Here is a 23,398-nt window from a genome sequence, read left to right as displayed (position 1 = left end):
GCCTACTTGGCCGGGCCCTCGGTGTCCGTATCATCTTCTTCGGTTTCCTTGCCAGGGGACTTTTCCGCAGCATCGCCCTTTTCCGGGGCATCCGCGGCGTCACTATCGCCGGTTTCGTTCGTGTCATAGCCGCCGCTGAGCAGCTTCTGCAGGGCGTCGTCAACTTCGCTGTCGCTGGCTTCGGCCAAACGGCGGCGTTCGGAGAAGCCCTTGGGATCGTCCAGGTCTTCACCGGTGGGGAGCAGATCCGGGTGGTGCCAGATCGCGTCGCGGCCGGCGATGCCGCGTTCTTCCTTCAGCGTTGCCCACAGCGTGGCGGCCTCCCTGAGCCTGCGGGGACGCAGCTCCAGGCCAACAAGGGACGAGAACGCGTGTTCGGCCGGGCCGCCCGTGGCGCGACGACGACGTACCGTCTCGCGGAGAGCGGTGGCAGAAGGAAGGACCTTGTCCGTGGCCTCCGCGGTGAGCTCGTCCACCCATCCTTCAACCAAGGCGAGGGCGGTTTCGAGCTTCTCCAAGGCGGCAGTCTGCACCGGGGTCCGTTCCGGGGTGAAGACGCCCTGCGAGAGCGCTTCCTGGATTCCCTCAGGGTTGCTGGGATCAAGGTCGCGGGCGAGGTCTTCAATACGGGACATGTCTATGTGGATCCCTCGGGCGTAAGCCTCTATGGCGCCCAGAAGGTGGCCACGCAACCACGGAACCTGGACGAAAAGCCTGGCGTGCGCCGCTTCACGGACGGCAAGGAACAGACGGACGTCGTTCTCCGGGAGGCTGAGGCCTTCACCGAATTTGGCGACGTTGGCCGGCAACAGCGCCATTTCCAGGTCAGCCAGAGGAACACCGATATCGGTGGAGCTGACAACCTCGGCCGAGAGCGCACCGATGGCCTGCCCCAGCTGCATGCCGAAGATTGCGCCACCCATGTTCTGCAGCATTGACGAGGCACCGCCCATCATGGACTTCATTTCCTCGGGCATTTGCTGGGTGAGGGCAGTGGACAGGGCGTTGGCGACGCTGTTGGCAACGGGTTCGGTCAGGCGCTTCCACGTACCGAGAGTCGCCTCCACCCACTCTGCCCGCGACCACGCGCGGCCGATCAGGCCGGTTGCTGAAAGATCGGTCACGGGGTCCAGCCAGAGTTCCGCAAGCCTGAGGGCTTCGTCGATCTCCCGGGCCTGCACGGCGTTTACTGAGGGATCAGTGCCTGCGGCTGCAACCCGTCGCGCATTCTCATGGGCAAGCTGCCAGTTCACGGGACCCTCGGAGGTGGAGCTCATCATGGCCTGGACTTGCGCGAACATCTGTTGGAGCAGTTGGGGATCGTTAGGCAGGCCGGCTGCCTTGGCAAGCTCGGCGGGATCGATGTTGCCCATGCCCTGGCCGCCCATCAGGTTCTGCAGCATCTCTGCCAACGGATCCTTGGGAGTGTCGTCGTCGTTGGACGGGTTGTTGGGGTTGGATGTCATGGTGCCGCCGATCGTCGAACTGGCTGGTGATCTCTTTCACCGTACCCCGCGGCCGTAGCGCTGTCTGCCCGGATGCGGCGTCGTTCGCTGTAGGCAAAGCAGCCCGCCAACGCCGGACCGCGTAGTGTTGATGTTTGGTATGTGCAGCTGCCGTCTTCGGTGGCAACAGCCATGGAACCGGTCAAGCTTGCCGGCATAGAGAGGCCTCAATGCTAACTTCGCCCAGCCCCGAGGGCTCATTGGATCCGCGTCAAACGCCCGACTCCGATCCCTCCCCGGTGTCTCCGACACCTCCCCGCGACACCAGGTACATGATCATGGTGATCTCAGGCCTTTTGGCACTGGGACTCGGCATTGGCGCTGCCGCCCTGCCGGTTCCTTACGTTATTGAGTCAGCGGGGCCTACGTTCAATACCTTGGGCAAAGACGGCGACAAACCCGTTATCAAGATCTCCGGACGCGAATCCTTTCCCGCCAGCGGCAACCTGGATCTCACCACCGTGGTCATGACCGGCGGTCCAAAGAGCCCGGCCACCATCTTTGATGTGTTCCGTGCTTGGTTGGACAGCTCCAAAGCCATTTATCCCGAGGAACTGATCTACCCCAAGGGCACCACCGCTGAGCAAACGGTCCAAGAGGGTGAGATCGCCATGGAGACATCCCAGGAGAATGCGTTCGCCGCCGCATTGCGGGAGCTGGACATCCCGTTTGAGCAACGGCTGAATGTCGCGGGACTCTCGGAAGCTTCACCCTCAGCCGGGAAAATCCAGGAGGGCGACCTCCTGAAGTCCATCAACGGCAAAGCCATCACCTCCATGAGCGTGATCCAGGCCGAGTTGGCTGCTGGTGCAGGGGCGCCGGCCGTGGTGGTGGTCGAGCGGAACGGGGCTCCGGTGACGGAAACCATTACGCCCACCAGGAATTCGGCCGACCGCTATGTCTTGGGTGTGCTCCTGGCAAGTGACTTCACCTTCCCGTTCGATGTCAGTATTTCTTTGGAAAACGTGGGTGGACCAAGCGCCGGAATGATGTTCGCCTTGGGAATCATCGACAACCTCGCCCCGGGCGACCTGACGGGCGGCAAACACGTGGCCGGCACCGGAACCATCACAGCCGATGGCGCCGTGGGTCCCATCGGCGGGATAGCCCAGAAGATGATCGGAGCACGGCAGCAGGGGGCCACGATGTTCCTGGCTCCGGCCGCCAATTGTGCTGACGTCGTGGGCCATGTTCCCGATGGTTTGCAGGTAGTTAAGGTCGAAACACTGGCCGATGCCACGGCCGCTGTGGAACGGCTCGGTTCGGGAGACGACACGACGGGCCTTCCCACCTGCACAAACAACTAGACTGGCGGTGGAACTTAGCTCCACCGCCACTCGTGGCATATATGACGGCCTCCGCCATATCCCAGCGGCAGAGAATGTCAACCACTCGCATACCGACTGTTCACTGACACCAATGAGGTACAGAGTTTGTCCCGTCCCGCCAGCTCCAACCCGCCCGGAAGATCACCGCTGAGACGAGGTGCCCTGACGCCGACGCTCATTGTCGTTGCAGTGGCCGTCGTCGGGTTCATTTTCTTCGCCAATGTGTGGACCGACGTCCTTTGGTACCAGCAGCTTGGTTTCTTCGAAGTGTACATACGCGAAAACCTGGCCAGGATCATCACGTTCCTGATCGGTTTCGCCATGATGTTCGCTGCTGTGTTCTTTGCCATCAGGATCGCGTACCGCTCCCGCCCCGTTTATGCACCGGATGCAGAGTCGCGGGATAACCTCAACCGCTACCAGGCCCAGCTTGAGCCTGTACGCCGGGTTGTCATGATCGGCCTGCCCATCCTGTTTGGCCTGTTTGCCGGCAGCGCGGCGGCCAGCCAGTGGCAGAAGGCCCTGCTGTTCTTCAACCAGGAGCCATTCGGACAGACGGATCCGCTGTTCAACCTCGACATCAGCTTCTACCTGATGTCGCTTCCCTTCCTGGGCTTCGTCACGGGCTTCCTGATCAGCATCGCCGTGGTAGCGGGCATCGCCGGAATCCTGACCCACTACCTTTACGGCAGCATCCGCCTGATGGAGCGCGGTATTTTCACCAGCCGCGCTGCCCAGATCCACATTGCTGTGACCGGTGCACTTTTCCTGGTCCTGCTGGGTGTCAACTTCTGGCTGGACCGTTACACCACGGTGCAGAGCAACTCCGGCCGCTGGGCCGGTGCCCTCTACACGGATGTCAATGCCGTAGTTCCCACCAAAGCGATCCTCGCGGTTGCCGCGGGGCTTGTGGCCATTCTGTTCATCATTGCCGCGGTCATCGGACGCTGGCGCCTGCCGGTCATCGGTACCGCCATGTTGGTCATCACAGCCATCCTGGCCGGCGGTGTCTATCCGTGGGTTATCCAGCAGTTCCAAGTACGTCCTTCGGAAAACACGTTGGAGAAGGAATTTATCGACCGCAACATCAAGATGACCCGGGCCGCGTATGGCCTGGACCAGATTGATGTCTCGGCCTACAACGCCACCACCACAGCCACGACTGGCGCGCTCGCTGCAGATGCGCAAACCACTGCGAACATCCGCCTTCTGGACCCGAACCTCATTTCTTCAGCGTTCGCGCAGCTGGAACAGTACCGCCCGTACTACCAGTTCCCCCAGACCCTTAATGTTGACCGCTACATGGTTGACGGCAAGGTTCAGGACACAGTGATCGCAGTTCGCGAGTTGAACCCGGATGGCCTGAGCGCCAACCAGCAGACGTGGGTCAACAGGCACATCGTCTACACCCATGGTTACGGTGTTGTGGCTGCCAAGGGCAACAAGTTCACCGCTGATGGAAAGCCGGAGTTCCTGCAGTCCGGCATTCCGTCAAATGGTGTCCTCGGCAATGACACCACCTACGAGCCCCGTATCTACTTCGGCGAGAACTCTCCCGAGTACTCGATCGTGGGTGCGCCTGATGGTGCGCCGAACCGTGAGCAGGACCGGCCAGCAGGCCGCGAAGGCGGGGGAGAGACCCAGTACACCTTCAGCGGCAATGGCGGTCCCAACGTTGGAAACTGGCTCAACCGGATCCTCTACTCCATCAAATTCCAGTCTTCGGACCTGTTGCTTTCAGATGGTGTCAATGCTGAGTCCCAGATCCTGTACGAACGCAATCCCCGCGAACGCGTCGAGAAGCTGGCCCCGTACCTGACTGTTGACGGCAATGCGTACCCGGCAGTCGTCGATGGTCGAGTGAAGTGGATTGTTGACGGCTACACCACCAGCCAGTACTTCCCGTATTCGCAGCCGCAGCAGCTGCAGAACGCCACTGCCGACTCGCAAACCAGCGCGGGCCGCACGGTTGCCTTGCCCAACAGCTCGGTCAACTACATCCGCAACTCGGTCAAGGCCACCGTGGATGCCTACGACGGTTCAGTGAACCTCTATGCCTGGGACGATCAGGACCCCATCCTGAAGGCTTGGCAGAAGGTCTTCCCGACCGTCATCAAGCCCTACTCGGAGATGTCTGGCGACCTCATGAGCCACGTTCGGTATCCGGAGGATCTCTTCAAGGTCCAGCGTGAGCTTCTGGGCCGTTACCACGTGACGGATCCGGACAGCTTCTACCAGAACAACGATGCTTGGAGCGTTCCGAACGATCCCACTGTTTCCGAACCCGTCAAGCAGCCGCCGTTCTACATGTCGCTGCAGATGCCTGACCAGGAGAAGCCTGCCTTCCAGCTGACATCGTCCTTCATTCCACAGACGGTCAACGGCAGTGCGAGGAACATCCTGTATGGCTTCCTTGCTGCGGACTCTGATGCCGGAAATGTAAAGGGCGTCAAGGGGGAGAGCTACGGAAAACTGCGGCTCCTGGAGCTCCCAACCGATACCCAAGTCCCCGGGCCGGGCCAGGCACAGAACAAGTTCAACTCCGATCCCACCGTGTCCCAGGCGCTGAACCTCCTGCGGCAGGGCGCCTCGGACGTATTGAACGGCAACCTGTTGACGCTGCCCGTGGGTGGCGGTCTGCTGTACGTGCAGCCCGTCTACCTGAAGTCCACCGGTGAGACGTCCTACCCGACGTTGCAGCGCGTGCTGGTGGCTTTCGGTGACAAGATCGGCTTTGCGCCAACTTTGGACGAGGCCTTGGACCAGCTGTTCGGCGGCAACTCCGGTGCTACTGCCGGCGATGCGGACAACAATGGCCAAACGCCCACTTCGCCTCCGGGCACCACGACGCCGCCCGCTGGTCCCACCGATGCCAAGGCTGACCTCAAGGCAGCACTGGACGAGGCCAACAAGGCGATCACGGATGGCCAGGCCGCATTGGCGAAGGGCGACTTTGCCGCTTACGGCGCCCAGCAGACCAAGTTGTCTGAGGCGCTGAAGAAGGCCCTGGATGCGGAAACGCGTCTGGGCGCCACGGCGACTCCTTCGGCAACACCGGAGGCCAGCCCCAGCGCCACACCGTCGCCTTCTCCGAGCAGCTAGGCCTGGCGAAAAAGGCGACTGATATGGGCCGGTGCCCGCTCCTTTCGGAGCGGTCACCGGCCCTCTCAGTTTGGGGAGACGCACATCACGCAGCCAGGATTTGGTCTCCCATTCACCGGACGGTAATGTTGTTCTTGCGACGCGGGGTGGAGCAGTTCGGTAGCTCGCTGGGCTCATAACCCAGAGGTCACAGGTTCAAATCCTGTCCCCGCAACTGGAGAAAAGATCCGGATCAGTTTTTACTGATCCGGATCTTTTGTTTAAGCGAAGTGCGTGATGACGGGTGCTAGCATCAGATCCGGATTTGCTGAGGCAGGAAAGGGGATGGGACCCAATGGTCAAAGAAGACGTCAAGCCGGGCCTCACCCGTGAAGTCCTTCAGAGGGACAGTCCCATTGCTGTCTACCAGCAGGTGGCTGACGTTTTGGTGGACCAAGTCAGCCGGCTGGAGCCAGGATCCCGGATACCTACGGAAGAGTCCCTGATGGACGAGTACGGCATCAGCCGCACCACAGTCCGGAAGGCGATAGAAACGCTCGTGGTCAAAGGACTGTTGGTTCGCAGGCAGGGCAAGGGAACGTTCGTAATGGCCCAACGCCCGGTAAAAATGCTGAACCGCCTGGCTCCTTTCATGGAGACGTTCACGGCGGCGGGGATGAAGACCGTCAAAGGCCTTATCGAATACAAATGGATGGAAAAGGACAAGTCAGTGCCAGCAAAGCTGGTCTCTGATGACAACCTTGTCCTGGTGATCCGCCGATCGTATTCAAGTGCCGGCTGGCCGTATGCCATTGCGGAGATTTTCATCCCTTCGCACATCGGGCGCCACATCAGCCTTGCGGATGCCGAACGTAATTCCATCTACCAAGTCATCCAGGACAGGACGCTGAAGCCGCTCCAGCGGGCGGAAATCACCGTCACCATGCATGAGCCGCCGGAGCACCTCGCAGACGCGCTTAACGTCCGTGGCTTCGCCATGGTGCCTCGCCTGGAGCGGACCACATTGGGCCCCCACGGCGAGGTGCTGGAATGCACAGTGACTTACTTCCATCCGAAAGGGTTCGAGATCCGTGCCGAGGTGGCCACTGATGTCAGCCCCGGACAGGATTCCGTGGTTCAAACTGCAGCGGGCTAGGTACATGCCATCAAAGCCAATGGGCCGGATCCTTTCCAGGATCCGGCCCATTGGCTTGGTTCAGCGGTACACCACGGGCATTATGCCCGATAAGTGCTAGAGCTTATCGAAGTCAGCTTCGTCGACAGTTGAGCCGGTGGTAGCGGCTGCGCCGGCGCCGATGGCAGGCTTGGAGCCACCGGACTTCAATGCTGCAAGCCGGGCCTCGATCTCCGTCTGCTCTCCAAGGTCCTCCAACTGGTTGAACTGGGCGTCGAGGCTGGAGCTGGCGAGCTCCTGCTGGCCCAGGACCTTGGCCTCTTCGCGACGGATCTTCTCTTCGAAGCGGCCTACCTCGCTGGTGGGATCCATGATGTCGATGCTCTTGAGGGCATCGTGAACCTGGGACTGCGCCGCGGCGGTCTTGGAGCGTGCCACAAGCTCGTTGCGCTTGGCAGTGAGCTGGTTCAGCTTGCCCTTCATCTGGTCGAGCCCGGTCTTGAGCTTGTCCACTACCTCAGTCTGGGATGCGATGCTCGGCTCAGCTGCCTTGGCCTCGGACTCCGCGGTCATCTGGCGCTGGATGGCCACCTTGGCAAGGTTGTCGAACTTCTGGGCATCCACGGTGTCGCCGGCGGCGCGGTACTCGTCGGCCTTCCGGGATGCCGCAAGGGCCTTGTTGCCCCAGTCCTGGGCGTTCTTGATGTCCTCGTTGTAGTCCGCCTGCAACATCCGGAGATTACCGATGGTCTGGGCCACGGCTGATTCGGCCTCGGCAATGTTGTTCGTGTAGTCGCGGACCATTTGGTCCAGCATCTTCTGCGGGTCCTCAGCCTGGTCCAGCAAAGCATTGATGTTTGCCTTGGCGAGCTGTGAGATCCGACCGAAAATGGACTGCTTAACCATGGTGTTGCCTTTCGTCCTGCTCAGTGGTGCCACTGAAATCAGTGATCTGTTGTTGTACCGCTTCTATGCGGGGCATGGACCCCACCTAGTCTGTCGGGCTAGAAGCTGCCGGAGTCTCCGCCGCCGAAGTCGCCTCCGCCGCCGCCCCAGTCTCCGCCGCCACCGGAATCGCCGCCGAAGAACCCGCCGCCGCCTCCGCCGTCATTGCCGCCGCCCCAGCCGCCTCCGCCGCCATTGAGAATGGAGTTGATGAGGATACCCCCGAGGATGGCACCGCCGAGGCCGCCTCCGCCGCCACCGCCGAACATGCCACCGCGTCCATAGCCTTGGCCTTGGTCGGCATAGCCGAACTGGTCTACATCGGACTGTGCAAGTTGGGCCGCTTGGGCAGCAAGTGAGTGCGCCTGCTGGGCGTAGGTCAGTGCAGTGACAGGATCATTGCGTGAGATGGACAGCGCGTAATCGAGATTGCGTTGGGCCTCGGCCAACCTGGTTCGCGCTTCCGTGCCTACGCCGCCGCGTCGGGCGGTGATGTAGTCCGACGTGGCGCTGATCTGTGCTTGTGCGGCCATGATGGTCTGCTGCAGTGACGCTTGTGCACGGCGGGCCTGCTCCTGCTGGTCACGGATACCGGACAACGACTGATCCAGAGCCTGGTGGGCAGACTCTACGCGGCTGAGCGTCGCGATGGGATCGATCTTCCCGCCCTGGATTTCGGTTTTCACCTGCGCCAACGCTGCCTCCACACCGGCCACAGGGCCGGCAAGTTCCGGATGTTCGCCGGATTGGATCATGGCCCGGGCTTGGGCAAGGTCCTGGCTGGTCTCTGCAACTGCGCTTTCCAGGGATGCCCGTGCCTCATCCAAGCTGCCGGCCGTTTTGGAAATCGCATCGATCAACACGTTGGTCTGGTGAAGGCTTTCCTCGGCGGCACGAACTGCCACAGCGGCAAGGCTGTTCTCGCCGCTGGACAGTTTTTCCTGTGCGGCGGTGACAGCATTCTGTACGAACGCGAGGCGTTCCTTTGCCTGCAGGATGTTGTCAGAGACCTGGGTCAAGGCAGATTCGGCGTATTTGGCGCGGAGACCCTCAAGGGATTGCTCGGCGTTCGCGATCTTTGAATCTGCTGCCTTGGCTCCGTCAGAAACTGCTGCCAAAGCTTGGGGAGCATTCTTCTCCAACTCACGCAAAGAGTCGAAGTCGGCCTTCTGGTCTCGCAGGGACGCAAGTGCTGCCTCTGACCTACGGATGATTTCGCCGAGCCAGCTTCTCTGCTGTTCCTCAGTGTCAGGGATGTGATCGTCCAACTGCTGCTGAAGCTTGAAGGACTCCGTCATGTGGGCCTTGGCTTCTTCCAAGGCTTTTGTGAAGTTGCCAATGGCGGAATCACCGTACTGTGCCTGGGCGAATCCGAGTTCCTGCTCGCTGGACTTGATGGCGTCATCCGCCTCGATCAACAGCGAGCCGCTCTTCTGGCGCAGCTCGGGGATGCTCAGCCCTGCGAGCGGATCGAGCTGTTCACCTTGCGGTCCGTAGCTCGCGCTGACAGCCTTGGTGCCGCCCTTCTTGCGACGGTTGCGCAGGTAGAGGTAAGTTCCGGCGCCACCCGCCGCCACCACGCCAACACCGACAAGGACGCCGACGCCGGCATTCCCGCTGGGCACTGTCCCGCTTCCGCCGCCCGCGGCATCGCCGATGGCAGCGGCTGTATCTATGGCTGCCTGGGCGTAGTCCTTCTTGCCGCCTGCCAGATTGGCAACAACGGCGTTTTGCGCGATTGCTGACTGCTTGGAGTAGATGGAGCTGCCCGAGTTCAGGGCAAAGTTGTACTGCCCGGCCGTGGAGATCGCCAGAATGGCGTCCGGCTTACCCATGCCCTTCTTCTCGGCCACAGCCTTGGTCCACTCTGTTGGGGACGACGGATTCGTGAAGGAATCCACCGTCACCACGTACAGGTTGTACTTGTGGTCCTTGAGCGTTTTTTGGATGGCCTCCTGGACCTCGCCTTTTCGGCTGCCCAGGACGTTGGCGTCGTCCACGATGTTCTGGCCGGACGGAATGGTCACCGGATCGGTGGCCCAAGCGGCAGTGGCCGGGAAGGCCAACATTCCAGCCAGGCCGATCACGGCGAGTACGCGTTTAACTATTGACCGCATGTGCAACCCTTCAGCACGTCTGCGACTGGAACAAGGCGTACCAATCGTCACAGAATGCTCAGCGCCCCCACGCATGGTGTAAAGCCGCAGGTCGCTGTGGCAATTCCTCTTGATTCTATGGTGCACCCCATGGCCCGTCCACAGGAGTGAATATGCCACCAGCGAAATATAGAATCGGGCAGGATTGGCCAGTCGTTGAGAGTAATCCGACAGGAGTCGGGAGAGGCCGCGCGTGACTTTCAGGAAGCTCCCAGCGAACGTCCGCTTTTGTTCCAGTTACTGGGTCCATAGTTGTAGGAGACAAGGACGAAAGGAAGACCCATGACGGAGAACCCAGCGCAGGGCACCGCACCGGAGGATCGCGAGCCATCAGAGCCGCGGGACACCACCAGCGACCACAGTGATGCCACCGCCACCCAGCAGCAGCCTGCCTGGACGTCAGGGCAAGGGGCAGGTGCGGAGAACTCTGCACAGCCCACTACGCCGCTGCCGGCCTTCAAGTCGAATGCCGCCCCGGAGTCCCAACCAGGTCAGGAGCGCCAGCCCGGACAACAGCCTCAGCCCGGCCAGGAGAGCGCCCCGGCGCCGCACGCCAGCCAGCACGCGGCCCCGGCCCAGCACACACCCCAGCAGTACACCGCACAGCACGGAGGGCAGCACGCCAGCCAGCACGCGGCCCCGGCCCAGCCGTCCGCCCAGCCCAACGCCAACACGCAGCAGCCGCAGTACTACGGCGTGCCACAGCAGGACCCGGCCCACCGCCCCAGCTACCCCCAGCACCAGCCGTTCTACGGCGGAGGAGCCAGCCCTCAGGGCCAGCATGGTCCTGGAATGCCGCACGCTCACGCCAACGCCAATGGCCCCACCAAGCGCAAGCCTGCGTTCGGTGTGGGCACCCTGGTAGCCAGCATGCTGGCTGCGGGACTGATCGGTGGCGGCGTTGTGGCCGGAAGCAATGCGCTTTGGGACCAACCGGCCCCGGCAGCCTCAAGCAGTGGGCAGTCCAGCACGGTCATCGTCAACAACAAGGATGACGTGAACGTGATCACCGCGGCTGCCGCCAAGGCGTCGCCCAGCGTGGTAACCATCAAGGCAACCAGTGGCAATGAGGGCGGAACCGGTTCCGGCATCATCCTCGATGACCAGGGCCACATCCTGACGAACACCCACGTTGTGACGCTCGACGGCGCAACGGCCAACGCCGCCATTGAGGTACGGACCAGCGACGGCAAGGTTCTCAAGGCAACCGTTGTGGGCACTGACCCGTTGTCAGACCTCGCCGTGATCAAGGTCAGCGACGCTTCCGGACTGGTTCCGGCAACGCTCGGTGACTCTTCCAAGATCAACGTGGGGGACACCGCCGTCGCCATCGGTTCGCCGCTGGGCCTCACTGGCACCGTGACGGATGGCATCGTCTCTACGCTCAACCGGACCATCAGCGTTGCTTCGTCGGCAGTGCCGGAGGGAACGCCTGACGAGAGCCAGGGCGGCGACGAGGGCTTCCAATTCGCGCCTCCCAACGGTGGCCAGAGCCAGCGCTCGGCCAACGAAGGCTCCATTGCCATCAATGTCATCCAGACTGATGCTGCCATCAACCCGGGCAACTCCGGTGGTGCACTGGTGAACAACAAGGGCGAAGTCATTGGTGTCAACGTTGCCATCGCCTCTGCGGGCAGCGGAACCTCCGATTCCTCCACCGGCAACATCGGCGTTGGCTTCAGCGTGCCGATCAATCACGCCAAGCGCGTGGCCCAGGAAATCATCGAGTCCGGCAAGGCCAGCCACGGACAGTTCGGCGTGTCGGTTCGCTCCAAGTCGTCCACGGGCAGCGATTCCGGGTTCTCCGTGGGTGCAGAGGTTGCCGCGGTGACCACCGGTTCGGCCGCAGCGAAGGCCGGTATCAAGGTTGGCGACGTCGTGACCAAGTTCGGAGATTACACGGTCAGCGACCCGAACCAGCTGACCGCCGCTGTGCGCGAGCAGCCGGCCGGTGCCAAGGTCAAGGTCACCATTCAGCGCGGTGGACAGTCCCAGGAGGTCGAGGTCACCCTCGACGCCGCCCAGCAATAGGCGGCAGGAACAGCGTACGACGACGGGCGTCACCTCACGGGTGGCGCCCGCCGTCGTGGCGTTCCCGACATGCAAGCGACAACGTCGGCCAAAGGAATCTGAAACAGGGGTTAACGCTGGGAGTGGTTTTCTGCGGGCAATATGCTTAGCTAGGACGAGCCCACGCGCTGGGCAATTCACGGCCACGCTGTTGCGGTTGGCCGTCCACAAGCATGGAAGGCTGCTTCGAAGACAGTGGAAGAGACATTGAAGATTGTCGTTCTGGTCAAGCACGTCCCGGACGCGCAGTTCGACCGGCACATCACCGGACCTGGCAACACAACCGACCGTGACGAGAGCATCTTGTCCGAGCTGGATGAGTACGCACTTGAGGCAGCGCTGCAGCTGGCCGAGGAACGTGGCGGACCGAAGGCCGGCAATGAGGTCATCGCCCTGAGCATGGGACCGTCCGGCGCCGTTAACGCGGTGAAGAAGTCGCTCCAGATCGGTGCGTACTCGGGCGTGCACCTGAGCGATGACGCTTTGGCCGGTTCGGATGCCGCGGCCACCTCACTGGCTCTCGCGGCCGCCATCCGCCACCTTTCGGCCGACGGCCGCCCGGTGGACCTGGTCCTGACCGGCATGGCGTCCACTGATGGTGAGACCTCGCTGATCCCGGCGCAGCTGGCCGAGCGCTTGCAGTTCCCGCAGGTCACCTTTGCTTCCAGCCTTGAGGTTGCGGGCAGCCAGGTCACGGCCCGCCGTGATGCCGGCGCCTTCTCTGAGACCGTTGAGGCGCAGCTTCCTGCCGTTGTTTCGGTGACAGACCAGATCAACGAGCCGCGCTATCCCAACTTCAAGGGCATCCTGGCGGCGAAAAAGAAGAAGATTGCCTCACTGTCGCTGGCCGACATCGGTGTGGACGCCTCGCAGGTGGGCTTGGCTGGCTCCTGGACCGTGGTGGAGTCTGCGGAGGCCCGTCCGCCGCGGACAGCCGGCACCATCATCACCGACGACGGCGACGCCGGCATCAAGCTGGTCGACTTCCTCGCCGCACAGAAGCTGCTCTAAAGGGGATCGCAACCATGGCAAATGCACTTGTTTTCATTGATAACCCGGGAGCAGCTCTTAAGAAGAGCAGCCTGGAGCTCCTGACCATCGCCCGCTCGCTGGGCGAGACCGCCGTGGCGTTCTCCGGTGAGCTGCACGACGACGTCGCCGCCACCTTGGGTGCCTACGGCGTCGCCACCGTTTACCAGCCGTCGGCGGACGACCTCGACAACTACCTGGTGGGCCCGAAAGCCGCTTACCTCGCCGCTGTCGTGCACGCTTCGGGAGCAACAGCCGTTCTCCTGGACAACTCGCCGGAGGGCAAGGAAATCGCGGGCAGGCTTGGTATCAAGCTCAACGCCGGCGTTATCACCGACGTCGTGGGCGTGGAGGCTGACGGCACCGCGCACAAGTCGGTTCTCGCAGGCTCTTACAACACCACGGCCAAGGCCACCACTTCGGTGACGGTCCTTTCGGTCAAGGCCAACAACGTTGAGCCTGTACCGGCAGGCGCAGCGGGAACTCCCGCATCTGTCACGGTTGATGTCCCGGCGGACGCCTTGGCGAACTCTGCACGCATCGCGGCGCGGTCCGAGAAACCGGTCAGTGGCCGCCCGGACCTCAGCGAAGCCCGGATCGTCGTGGCCGGCGGCCGAGGCGTGGACGGCGACTTCGGTCCCGTGGAAGAGCTTGCAGACGCGCTGGGAGCCGCAGTGGGTGCATCCCGCGCTGCTACCGACGCCGGCTGGATCGCGCACGACGCCCAGGTGGGCCAGACCGGTGTCACGGTTTCGCCCCAGCTCTACATCTCGGCAGGCATCTCCGGAGCCATCCAGCAGAAGGCCGGCATGCAGACCTCCAAGGTCATTGTGGCCATCAACAAGGACGCAGAATCGCCGGTCTTCGAAATTGCCGACTACGGCATCATCGGCGACCTCTTCAAGGTTCTTCCGCAGGCTACTGCCGAGATCAAGAAGCGGAAAGGCTGATCCCTTTGTCTCCTGGCGTTTCGTCAGCAAAAAGCCCGTTCGACGCCTCCTTGGAGCGCGTTGAGCGGGTGCTTTGTTTTACTGCCCATCCTGACGACATCGACTTCGGAGCCGCCGGCACTATTGCGGCATGGACGGCGGCTGGCGTCGAGGTCAGTTATTGCATCATGACTGACGGCGACGCCGGAGGCTTTGATCCGGTGGACAGGGAACGGATCATCGAGCTCCGCGCGGAGGAGCAGAAGCAGGCAGCCGCCCTGGTGGGCGTCAGCGACATCCACTATCTGCACGAGCGTGATGGCTATCTTGAACCGACGCATGGCGTCATCAAGCAGGTGGTGAAACTGATCCGGGAAATCCGTCCGGACATCGTGCTGACCATGCACCCGGAACGTAACTGGGATCGGCTCCAGAAGAGCCATCCGGACCACCTCGCGGCCGGCGAGGCCGTCACCCGGGCTGTTTATCCAGCGGTGGAGAATCCCTTTGCCTACCCGGAACTGGCGGAGGCAGGCCTGGACGCTTACAAGTTGCCGTGGTTGTGGTTTATTTCCAGCCCGGAGGACCGCGAGAACCACTTTGTGGATGTCTCAAGCCAGGTCGATGCCAAGCTGGAAGCAATCCGCATCCATGCGAGCCAGCATCCCGATATTGACGGCATGGAGCGTGTTGTCAGGGACTTGATGCTGGCCAATGGAGAACGTGCCAGGCTGCCTGCCGGGACCAGTGCTGAGGGCTTCCATGTGGTGTCAGTCAACGGGTCGAGCACCATCGCCGGCTTCTGACGTTGCCGTGGTGTAACCCGTGTCATATGCTTGATCTCGGTTAAATCATATTTATTCGAGGAAGGCAGACTTTGATGGCGAAGACTGCGCAACAACCCGTACTGGTGATTATGGGAGTCTCCGGTTCCGGGAAATCGACCGTAGCCGGCGTTCTGGCCGGAAAATTGGGATGGGACCTGGCTGAGGGCGACGACCTTCATCCCGCAGCGAACGTGGCTAAAATGCAGGCCGGCCAAGCCCTCAGTGATGAGGACCGCTGGCCGTGGCTGGGTATCATTTCGGACTGGATCCGGGAGCACGTGGAGGCTGGAACGCCGGCCATTATTACCTGCTCGGCGCTGAAGAAGAAGTATCGCGATGTTCTCCGCGGCGAAGGCGTAGTGTTCGTCTTCCTGCAGGGGAGCAAAGACAAGATCTCTGATCGCCTTGCATCCAGGCACGGCCATTTCATGCCGCCGTCGCTCCTTGAATCCCAATTCGACGCCCTGGAGGAGCCGACGGAAGACGAGAACCACATCTCGCTGTGCGTCTCCGCATCGCCGGCCGAAGAAGCCGACGAGGTCATTGACCGGCTGGGTCTTCGGCCTGCTGGTGCCGGTACCGAATCGACCGTCTCGTGAAGGTCCTGGATACCGCGATGCAAGTGCAGGAATGGAGCGGGCACGACACCCAACTCCTTGTGGTCGCTGCACTGGGCATTGCGCTGATCGTCGTACTGATCGCGAAATTGAAGCTCCACCCGTTCCTGGCGCTTGTCCTGGGATCTGCCTTCGTGGGCCTGGCCTCCGGAGTGGAACTGGGCAAGGTCATCACCAACTTCGAAGACGGGGTTGGCAGTGTCCTCAAGGAAGTCGGGCTGCTGATCGCGCTCGGAGCCATGCTCGGCAAGCTGCTGGCCGATTCCGGTGGCGCCAACCGTGTGGTGGACACCTTGTTGGCCAAAGCCAGCGGCAACAAGCTGGTCTGGATGATCACCCTGGTAGCCGTGATCATTGGCTTGCCCATGTTCTTCGAAATCGGACTCGTGCTGCTGCTTCCGGTGATCGTCCTGGTCACCCAGCGGTCCAAGATGAAGCTGATGCGCATCGCCATCCCTGCGCTGGCCGGCTTGTCCGTACTGCACGGACTGGTACCGCCGCACCCGGGGCCGCTGATTGCCATCAGCGCCGTTAAGGCCGAGCTGGGAACAACACTCGGTCTTGGCATCCTCGTGGCGATTCCCACCGTCATCATCTGTGGTCCGCTCTTCTCCCGACTCGCAGCGCGGTGGGTGCCTGTTGACGCGCCGGCCGTAGCCGGTGGCATCGACACCCAGCACGCGGCTGACCTGAGTGAGGTCAAGCGCCAGCCATCGTTCCTGGTAACGCTGCTGACCATCATCTTCCCGGTGGTGCTGATGCTGCTGAAGGCTTTGGGCGGCATCATCTGGCCGAACCCTGAGACGGCACCTGCCATTCGGATCTTCTTTGACTTTGTGGGCCAGCCTTTGGTGGCCATGACACTGGCCGTGCTGCTGGCCATAGTTACCTTCGGCTACGCCGTGGGCTTCACTGGCAGCAGGATCACGGCCAAGCTCGGCGAGAGCCTGGGTCCCATCGCGGCGATCCTCCTCATTGTCGGTGCCGGTGGCGGTTTCAAGCAGACCTTGATCGGCGCCGGCGTGGGGGACTCCGTCAAGAAATGGGCGGAGGGCGCCAATATGTCGGTCTTGGTCCTCGGCTTCATCGTTGCTGTGGCGCTCCGCCTCGCCACAGGGTCTGCGACGGTTGCCACTGTAACGGCCGCCGGCATCGTGGCACCCCTTGCCAACAGCCTGAGCCCGACGCACGCGGCCTTGCTGGCCCTGGCCATCGGGGCAGGCTCGCTGTTCCTGTCCCACGTCAACGACGCCGGATTCTGGTTGGTCAAAGAACTGTTCGGGCTCACCGTTGGGCAGACGTTCAAGACCTGGTCCGTCATGGAGACACTGATTTCCGTGGTCGGCTTCGGCTTCGTGATGCTTCTGTCGCTCTTGTTATAGCTGCGAAAGCGACTCCATAAAGCTCGACGGCGGCCGTCCCCATGGTGAGACGGCCGCCGTCGTGTGTTAATTCCCGTTCAGGGTCAGGCGCTCAACGCGACCACCAGGACAGGGTCTGTGGTGGGGGCGCTTGATCCGCCCGTGGGTTCCACGGTGATGGCAACGGACGAAGCTGAGGACAGCCCCTTGACAACGGCTGGCTTGGAGAGTGTCTGGGCGTCCATGGTGCCTTGTGGCACCGGGGCGGAGCCGTCCTTGGGCAGGGTCCACAGCTGGTAGACCTTGCCCTCCGGGGCGGGTGCAACGCCATCCATCAGAACCACGAAGGAGTCCTTGGCCGAGGACGCGGAGATGGTTGCCGTGCCACCGCCGGGAACGGGCGCGGACTTCTGCTGGACATCCTGTGCCTGCAGCACCTGGTTGACGGGGTCGTTCTGCACCGAGACGTAGGCACCCACACCGATGCCCCCAAGCGCGATCACGGCCGCTGCGGCCGCACCGATGATCCATCTGCGTGCGCCACCGGTGCGCTGGCGTTCCTCGCGCTTGGCCCTGGCGGCCGCGAGGTCGTCGACGGCGGGACCCAGCGTCGGCGGGGCCACCGGCCCAGCAGGCGCCTGGGCGGCAGCGTCCGTGGTGATGCGCTCCATGATGTTGTCGAAGAGCCTGGCCGGTGGCGCTTCCTCCGGGGCAAAGCTGACTGCGAGGATCTCGCGGGCTTCGCGGACCCGCTCCAGGAAGTCAGGACCTTCGGGAGCGTCCTTGACGTAGTCATCGATCATGGCCCGTTCGTCGTCACTGACCGCGTCCAAGGCATAGATCTCAGCCAGCTCGAGGACGCGTCCCTCGGCGAGGTCGGTAGCGATGTCGTTGGCAAACATTCTGCGGATAAAGCCTCCACTGGTGTTCTCACTCATATCAAGCCACCCCCAGGCAGGTCTTGAGGCGCAGCAGACCGTCACGGATGCGGGACTTGATGGTGGGGACGGCGGCGCCCAGGTGCTCGGCGACCTCCCGGTACGTCAGGCCGCCGTAGTAGGCAAGGCGGACGGATTCGCGCTGGGTGTCTGTCAGTGTGCCGAGGCATCGGCTGACGGCTTCAGCTTCCAGATTGGTGTCGGCTTCCTCTGCCACCAGGTCCCGATCGGGGTCCTGGCTCGCTGCACCGTATCTGGCCTCGCGGTCGGTGGCAGCCTGCACGGCTCGGACGCGGTCAATGGCGCGGCGATGGGCGATGGTCATGAGCCACGCCAGCGGGGTTCCGGCAGCGCGATCGAATTTGCCTGCGCCCTGCCACACCTGGAGGAAGACTTCCTGGGTGGCGTCCTCGCTCAGGTCCGGGTCAATCAGGACGCGCTTGGCCATGCCGAACACGCGGCGTGAGGTCAGGCGGTAGAACTCGGCAAAAGCCGGCTGGTCACCGGCAGCCACGAGCTCGAGCAAGGCAGTCAACTGCGTATTCAAGTCAGTCGCACTGCCTGTGGCCTCGAAGACCGGGGGGCCGGGGTTGTTGGGGATGTCCATCACTGTCCAGCATATGTCGTCCCGTTTGAAACCGGCAGCACGGCCATATGGTGTTGCGGGCGTGGCGGCGCAGCGGACTACCGTTGTCACCCTGGTCTGCAGCGCGGTCACGAATGCTCCCTCAACGAATATCCTTCTGCAGGACTTGTCCCTGCATAAGGTATTCGGTGCCGTGGCGCCCCTGGATGGGCTACACCTTGGCGCCTGCGAACCCGTTCTGGCGCCAGGCCTCGAACACGGCGATCGAGGCAGCGTTGGCCAAATTGAGCGAACGGAGTGAGGGCTTCATGGGAAGGCGGACTCGAGCGGTGACGTGCGGGTCCTGCTTCAGCCAGTCCGGCAGGCCAACCGACTCCGGCCCGAACATCAGGACGTCGCCCTCACGGTAGCTGATATCCGTATAGGACGTCTCGCCGTCGGACGTGTACGCGAAGACGCGTTCGGGTTGCAGGGCCTCCCACGCGGCGTCGATGTCCTTATGAACGGTGACCACCGCAAGGTCGTGGTAATCCAGGCCGGCGCGACGAAGCTTGGCATCGGAAAAGTCGAAGCCTAGGGGCTCCACCAAATGGAGCTCGGCTCCCGTGATGGCGGCCAGGCGGATGGCGTTGCCCGTGTTGCCCGGGATTTCAGGGGTGTGGAAGAGGATGCGGAACACTGTTCCATCTTAGCCAGCCCAAACCAGCCTCCCGCGGCACGATCGCCTAGTGCATCCCGCGCAGCAGCCGGGCCAGAACCGGAACCACCACGGTGTTGGGCGCCGGCCCCGAGCTCAGGAACTGCTTCAGGCCCCTGACCAGCCCTGCCGCGTTGACTACTTCCACGGCACTGTTGCTGGACTGGCCCTTGCCATACTGGTCGATCACAGGTTCGTGCAGGTTGCCATCGGGACTGTGCAGGACAACCCATCCTGTGACGTTGAGTTCAGGAAAGATGTCCTGCATATGCCGGACGATATGGGCAAGTTGTGGGGGAGCGACGGAACGGCCACCGTGCCGCAGTGAGTGGCCATCCCATGCGTAGGCGCCCTTGGGGAGGAGCATGGAACCCACCAAGGCCAGCCGGTAGCCGGACAGGACAGCGTGGTCGATGTGGTTGTTGTCCGACGGTGAGCGAAGACCATTGATGAGCCGGGCCGCAGGAATGGCAGGCAGGACCTGCCTGCTGATGAGCTGGACGGTACGCATTTCCCGTTGGATCCGTGCTTCGGCTCCAAAGATGCCGCGCTTGCGCGGTAACCCATGGACCTGCCGTGCTGCTTCCGCAGCAGAAATGAGCGGCACTTCATGGGGATCGTCGAAGGCCGGGACGTAGACAGGGGGGTCGCCGGCGGTGTTGCGCTGGGTCCGGGGTCGTTTGACGCTGCCCGTGGCGAAGGGCCCCGGCGCCGCGGTGCCCGTGTAGTCCCCTGGCTGAGGCTGGCCGCGGCCTGAGGAGCCGTTGGCGTACCTGCGATCGTACTCAGCCCTTCGCCGCGGGTCGATCAAGGTTTCGTAGGCGAGAGTCACGCGCCGGAACATCTCTGCTTCTCCGCCATGGTCGGGGTGCGCCTTCCGGGCAGCCTTGCGGTAGGCGACCTTGATCTCCTTGTCCGTAGCTGTGACGGAAACACGGAGAACCTGATAGTGCGAACTGCTGCCGTCGGCCAAGCACGGGCCCTTCTCTAAAGGTGGTGCGCTCCAGGGAGGCGCGGTAGTGGCCAGTTTATCCAGCCACTATGTCAACGTTGGTATCGGGGCGGGTGGTTCCCGGCTGGCATAATTCACGCTGTGACCCCACCGGAAGCCATAAACCCCTCCAGCAAGGCGGGGACGATCCTTGTGGCGATAAACCCTGCAGCTTCCTTTGGCCGGACCCGCAACGCCGGGGACCACGCTGCAGCGCACTTCCGCGCAGCAGGACGGGACGTCGTCGTCCTCGAAGCGGATAGTTACGACGCCCTGCTGCGGCTCGTAACCCAAACCCTTTCCGGCGATGCCGTAGACGCCCTGGTGGTGGTGGGAGGCGACGGCATGGTCCATCTGGGGGTCAACGCGCTCATCGGGCGGGACGTTGCCCTGGGTATCGTTCCCAGCGGAACAGGTAACGATCTTGCCCGACTCCTGGGTTTGCCGCTGCATGACACCGCCGCTGCCTGCCGCCTGATCCTGGCCGCAATGGTTACAGGTGGTCGGACCATCGACGCCGGACGGGTTGCTGCGGATGGCCGGACCACCTATTTCGCCGGGGTCCTCTCGGCCGGGTTCGATGCCGCGGTCAACGAACGGGCCAACTTGTGGCGGTGGCCGCGCGGAAAGAGCCGCTACAACCTTGCGATGCTCATGGAGCTGGGTTCCTTCCGACGGATCGACTATACGGTGACTGCCGATGACGTGACCTATCGCCAGTCGGCGTTGCTGATTTCGGTGGCGAACGGGCAGTACATCGGCGGCGGCATGCGGATCACCCCGGAGGCTTCGCCCGACGACGGCTTATTGGATCTCTTTGTGGTCAAACCATTGTCACGGCTCCGATTCCTTGCAGTATTTCCGAAAGTATTTGCCGGCAGGCACATCAGCCACCCCGCTGTGGAGATCATGCGTGTCCGGAAGGTGCGGTTGGAGGCCAAGGGCGTGGTGGCATATGCGGACGGCGAACGCATCGGTGCGTTGCCTGTAGAGGTCGATATTGTTCCAGGTGCTCTACGGGTCCTCGTGTAGGCGGGCCTGACGGCTAGACTCGATCGCGGCAGATGCCATGCCATCGGGCATGGCAGGGGGATAAGGAGCGATGGTGGCGCGAAACGTTCGACGACGGGTGGCTGGGATTGCTGCCCTGGCAGCCATTGGCGCCGTCATGGCCGGCTGCACCGTTAACGTTCCTGACCCGGCAGCGCCGAAACCGTCGCCATCGGAGTCCACGCTGGCGACGCCCAGCATCACGCCCGGGCATGATGCAGCCGCTGTTGCGGCGAAGGACTTGCCCTTGGCAGCTGGGAACACGTTGGCCCAGGGGGATCCGGTGACGGTCTCAACCCGGCTGGAAGAAGTTCCGGGGTGGACTGTGGTGCATTCCGGCCTCCAGGGCGAAGTCCGGTATCGGAAGAATGATGGCTGCACCCTGGCGGCCCGAGTCAGCGTCAACCAGGGTCCCTTGACCGTCGCCGAAGATGACGCAGCTTCCACCAAGGAACTCTTCCGCTACCTTGATCCCGGCATTGCGGTGGAAAGCCTGAAGCCGGTGTCGCTGCGGTGGGGACAGGACTCGGATAAGCCGCAGCACAACGTGGAGTTCCTTGCTTTGGAATCGTCAGCCGCAACGGGCGGGAACGCCGCTGTGGTGATGGCCCGGTTGTTCAGTGTTCCGGCGTCGTCTGTTTATGTCTCGGTGGCTTGCCCGGATGACGGTTCCTTGGACAAGGCCCGTGCTGAAGCGGCGGCCCAGCTTGTGGTGGTCCCGCCAGGTTAAGCTGCCTGTCGTGCACGGTCGTGGCTGCGAAAGAGGCAACTGCGTCCCGGGCCCCATCGGTAGAATGGCAAGGTGCCTGTATACCTCGATCACGCTGCCACCACGCCCCTGTCGGCAGAAGCGCTCGCCGTCATGACGCGGGAGTTGGCGCGAACCGGCAATCCGTCCTCGCTGCACGGAGCGGGTCGTCGCGCCCGGCGCACCGTAGAGGATGCCCGTGAAATGCTGGCCGCAGCGGCTGGCGCCCATCCTTCGGAGGTCATTTTCACCTCGGGTGGAACCGAAGCGGACAATTTGGCCGTCAAGGGCTTGTTCTGGGCCCGCCGGGACGAGGACCCCCGCCGGACGCGGGTCTTGTGCTCCGCCGTCGAACATCATGCAGTCCTTGACACTGTGGAGTGGCTGGAGCGCCACGAAGGTGCAGACGTTGTGTGGCTACCTGTCGATGAGTCCGGTACTGTGCGGCTCGAGTTTCTTCAACGGGAGATCGAGCGGGATCCAGGATCCATTGCGCTCGTCACTGTCATGTGGGCCAACAATGAAGTGGGCACCATCCAACCAGTCGCTGAGATCGTTGACCTCGCAAAGCCCCATGGAATCCCGGTGCACTCCGACGCTGTGCAGGCCTTCGGTTCGGTCCCCTTGGATTTCCGCGGAAGCGGACTCGCAGCGATGTCGGTGTCGGGGCACAAGCTGGGCGGCCCAGTTGGCGTGGGCGCGCTCTTCCTGGGGAGGGCTGTGAAACTGACGCCGGTACAGCACGGTGGCGGCCAGGAACGTGACGTTCGCTCGGGAACCCTGGACACCCCGGCTATTGCGGCATTCGCCGCCGCAGCTGAGGCGGTCACTGGGAACCTGGCAAAAGAGCGGGAAAGGCTCAGCGCGTTGCGCGACCGTCTGATCGATGGCGTCGGCACTGCCGTGCCCGACGCAGTGCTGCGTGGTGCCGTTGGAGAGCGGCGGCTGCCAGGAAATGCCCACTTCACGTTCCCGGGGTGTGAAGGCGATTCGCTCCTCTTCCTCCTGGACCTGGCAGGCGTTGAATCGTCCACTGGCTCTGCCTGTACGGCAGGAGTCCCGCGCCCGTCGCACGTGCTGTTGGCCATGGGCCTGGACGAGGATACTGCCCGCGGCGCCCAGCGCTTCACTTTGGGCCACAGCTCCACTGAAGCAGATGTGGATGCGCTGCTGAAGGCTCTTCCCGAGGCATGCTCACGGGCACGGCAGGCAGGAATGGCCGGTCACGAGTCCAGCATCCAGACGGCGGCAACAGTGGCGCGGCAGGGATCGCCGACGTCCTTGTAGCGGTGGCCTTGGTGGGGCGGGTCAATGAATTTAGTGCAGTCATGGTATTGCAAGCTAGAATAGATGGGCACGCCGGCTGTTCTGAGCCGGAACAGTTGCCACAGCCCCCAACACAGAA

19 protein-coding genes and 1 tRNA gene are annotated in these 23,398 nt (G+C 62.7%); 13 read left to right on the top strand and 7 right to left on the bottom strand.

The window, feature by feature from the left end; all coding sequences use genetic code 11:
- Nucleotides 1-2: 2 nt before the first annotated feature.
- Nucleotides 3-1,466, bottom strand: coding sequence for a zinc-dependent metalloprotease (locus tag ABIE35_RS11860; protein WP_354515106.1), 1,464 nt, complete (start codon nt 1,464-1,466; stop codon nt 3-5).
- A 209-nt stretch (nt 1,467-1,675) separates the two neighbouring features.
- Between ABIE35_RS11860 and ABIE35_RS11855 the strand changes: the two genes are divergently transcribed.
- The 4 genes from ABIE35_RS11855 (at nt 1,676) to ABIE35_RS11840 (ending at nt 7,070) form a co-directional block, all read left to right on the top strand.
- Entirely contained in the window at nt 1,676-2,812 is a 1,137-nt protein-coding gene (locus ABIE35_RS11855) for a YlbL family protein (protein WP_354515104.1), read from the top strand.
- A gap of 126 nt (nt 2,813-2,938) precedes the next feature.
- Nucleotides 2,939-5,935, top strand: coding sequence for a UPF0182 family membrane protein (locus ABIE35_RS11850; RefSeq protein ID WP_354515102.1), 2,997 nt, complete (start codon nt 2,939-2,941; stop codon nt 5,933-5,935).
- A gap of 140 nt (nt 5,936-6,075) precedes the next feature.
- Nucleotides 6,076-6,149, top strand: a tRNA-Met gene (locus ABIE35_RS11845).
- Nucleotides 6,150-6,269: 120 nt separating this feature from the next.
- Nucleotides 6,270-7,070 (top strand): GntR family transcriptional regulator, encoded by an 801-nt coding sequence (locus ABIE35_RS11840; RefSeq protein ID WP_354515100.1) that lies wholly within the window; start codon nt 6,270-6,272, stop codon nt 7,068-7,070.
- Between the two features lie 96 nt (nt 7,071-7,166).
- Here the strand turns inward: ABIE35_RS11840 and ABIE35_RS11835 are convergent, their stop codons facing one another.
- Both ABIE35_RS11835 and ABIE35_RS11830 read right to left on the bottom strand, forming a co-directional pair.
- Entirely contained in the window at nt 7,167-7,955 is a 789-nt protein-coding gene (locus tag ABIE35_RS11835) for a PspA/IM30 family protein (RefSeq protein WP_207594058.1), read from the bottom strand.
- Between the two features lie 98 nt (nt 7,956-8,053).
- Nucleotides 8,054-10,111, bottom strand: coding sequence for a TPM domain-containing protein (locus tag ABIE35_RS11830; protein WP_354515098.1), 2,058 nt, complete (start codon nt 10,109-10,111; stop codon nt 8,054-8,056).
- 321 nt (nt 10,112-10,432) lie between these two features.
- On the opposite strand from ABIE35_RS11830, the gene ABIE35_RS11825 reads away from it, so the two are divergent.
- From ABIE35_RS11825 to ABIE35_RS11800, 6 genes are all read left to right on the top strand, one after another.
- Nucleotides 10,433-12,181, top strand: a complete 1,749-nt coding sequence (locus tag ABIE35_RS11825; protein ID WP_354515096.1) for a trypsin-like peptidase domain-containing protein — start codon at nt 10,433-10,435, stop codon at nt 12,179-12,181.
- A 246-nt stretch (nt 12,182-12,427) separates the two neighbouring features.
- The gene (locus tag ABIE35_RS11820; RefSeq protein WP_354515094.1) at nt 12,428-13,231 is read left to right on the top strand and encodes an electron transfer flavoprotein subunit beta/FixA family protein; all 804 of its coding nucleotides are present in this window, start codon (nt 12,428-12,430) and stop codon (nt 13,229-13,231) included.
- Nucleotides 13,232-13,245: 14 nt separating this feature from the next.
- The gene (locus ABIE35_RS11815; protein WP_354515092.1) at nt 13,246-14,199 is read left to right on the top strand and encodes an electron transfer flavoprotein subunit alpha/FixB family protein; all 954 of its coding nucleotides are present in this window, start codon (nt 13,246-13,248) and stop codon (nt 14,197-14,199) included.
- Between the two features lie 5 nt (nt 14,200-14,204).
- Entirely contained in the window at nt 14,205-14,984 is a 780-nt protein-coding gene (locus ABIE35_RS11810) for a PIG-L deacetylase family protein (RefSeq protein ID WP_354515090.1), read from the top strand.
- A gap of 74 nt (nt 14,985-15,058) precedes the next feature.
- A complete protein-coding gene (locus ABIE35_RS11805; RefSeq protein ID WP_280623145.1) occupies nt 15,059-15,604 on the top strand; it encodes a gluconokinase in 546 nt (181 codons plus the stop codon).
- Nucleotides 15,601-17,004 (top strand): GntT/GntP/DsdX family permease, encoded by a 1,404-nt coding sequence (locus ABIE35_RS11800; protein ID WP_354515087.1) that lies wholly within the window; start codon nt 15,601-15,603, stop codon nt 17,002-17,004. Before ABIE35_RS11805 ends, ABIE35_RS11800 begins: the two co-directional genes overlap by 4 nt.
- Before the next feature lie 83 nt (nt 17,005-17,087).
- Here ABIE35_RS11800 and ABIE35_RS11795 read toward each other — a convergent pair whose 3' ends face one another.
- From ABIE35_RS11795 to ABIE35_RS11780, 4 genes are all read right to left on the bottom strand, one after another.
- Nucleotides 17,088-17,921 (bottom strand): anti-sigma factor, encoded by an 834-nt coding sequence (locus tag ABIE35_RS11795; RefSeq protein ID WP_354515085.1) that lies wholly within the window; start codon nt 17,919-17,921, stop codon nt 17,088-17,090.
- A gap of 1 nt (nt 17,922) precedes the next feature.
- Complete coding sequence (sigK, locus tag ABIE35_RS11790; RefSeq protein ID WP_502921383.1) at nt 17,923-18,528, bottom strand: ECF RNA polymerase sigma factor SigK; 606 nt, start codon at nt 18,526-18,528, stop codon at nt 17,923-17,925.
- A gap of 190 nt (nt 18,529-18,718) precedes the next feature.
- The gene (locus tag ABIE35_RS11785) at nt 18,719-19,186 is read right to left on the bottom strand and encodes a tRNA (cytidine(34)-2'-O)-methyltransferase (RefSeq protein ID WP_311212760.1); all 468 of its coding nucleotides are present in this window, start codon (nt 19,184-19,186) and stop codon (nt 18,719-18,721) included.
- Between the two features lie 46 nt (nt 19,187-19,232).
- Nucleotides 19,233-20,177: a J domain-containing protein gene (locus ABIE35_RS11780; RefSeq protein ID WP_354515081.1), complete on the bottom strand. Its 945-nt coding sequence runs from the start codon at nt 20,175-20,177 to the stop codon at nt 19,233-19,235.
- 120 nt (nt 20,178-20,297) lie between these two features.
- Between ABIE35_RS11780 and ABIE35_RS11775 the strand changes: the two genes are divergently transcribed.
- The 3 genes from ABIE35_RS11775 to ABIE35_RS11765 all read left to right on the top strand — a co-directional run bounded on the left by ABIE35_RS11775 (nt 20,298) and on the right by ABIE35_RS11765 (nt 23,280).
- Entirely contained in the window at nt 20,298-21,227 is a 930-nt protein-coding gene (locus tag ABIE35_RS11775) for a diacylglycerol/lipid kinase family protein (protein ID WP_354515079.1), read from the top strand.
- Between the two features lie 70 nt (nt 21,228-21,297).
- On the top strand, nt 21,298-21,975 hold the full coding sequence (locus ABIE35_RS11770) for a hypothetical protein (protein WP_354515077.1): 678 nt from the start codon (nt 21,298-21,300) through the stop codon (nt 21,973-21,975).
- Between the two features lie 72 nt (nt 21,976-22,047).
- A complete protein-coding gene (locus tag ABIE35_RS11765; RefSeq protein WP_354515075.1) occupies nt 22,048-23,280 on the top strand; it encodes a cysteine desulfurase family protein in 1,233 nt (410 codons plus the stop codon).
- Nucleotides 23,281-23,398 lie beyond the last annotated feature (118 nt).

It is taken from the genome of Paenarthrobacter sp. 4246 (assembly GCF_040546855.1).
GTDB lineage: Bacteria > Actinomycetota > Actinomycetes > Actinomycetales > Micrococcaceae > Arthrobacter.
The sequence above is the reverse complement of the archived record's forward strand: the minus strand, read 5'-3'. Positions and strand labels throughout refer to the sequence as shown.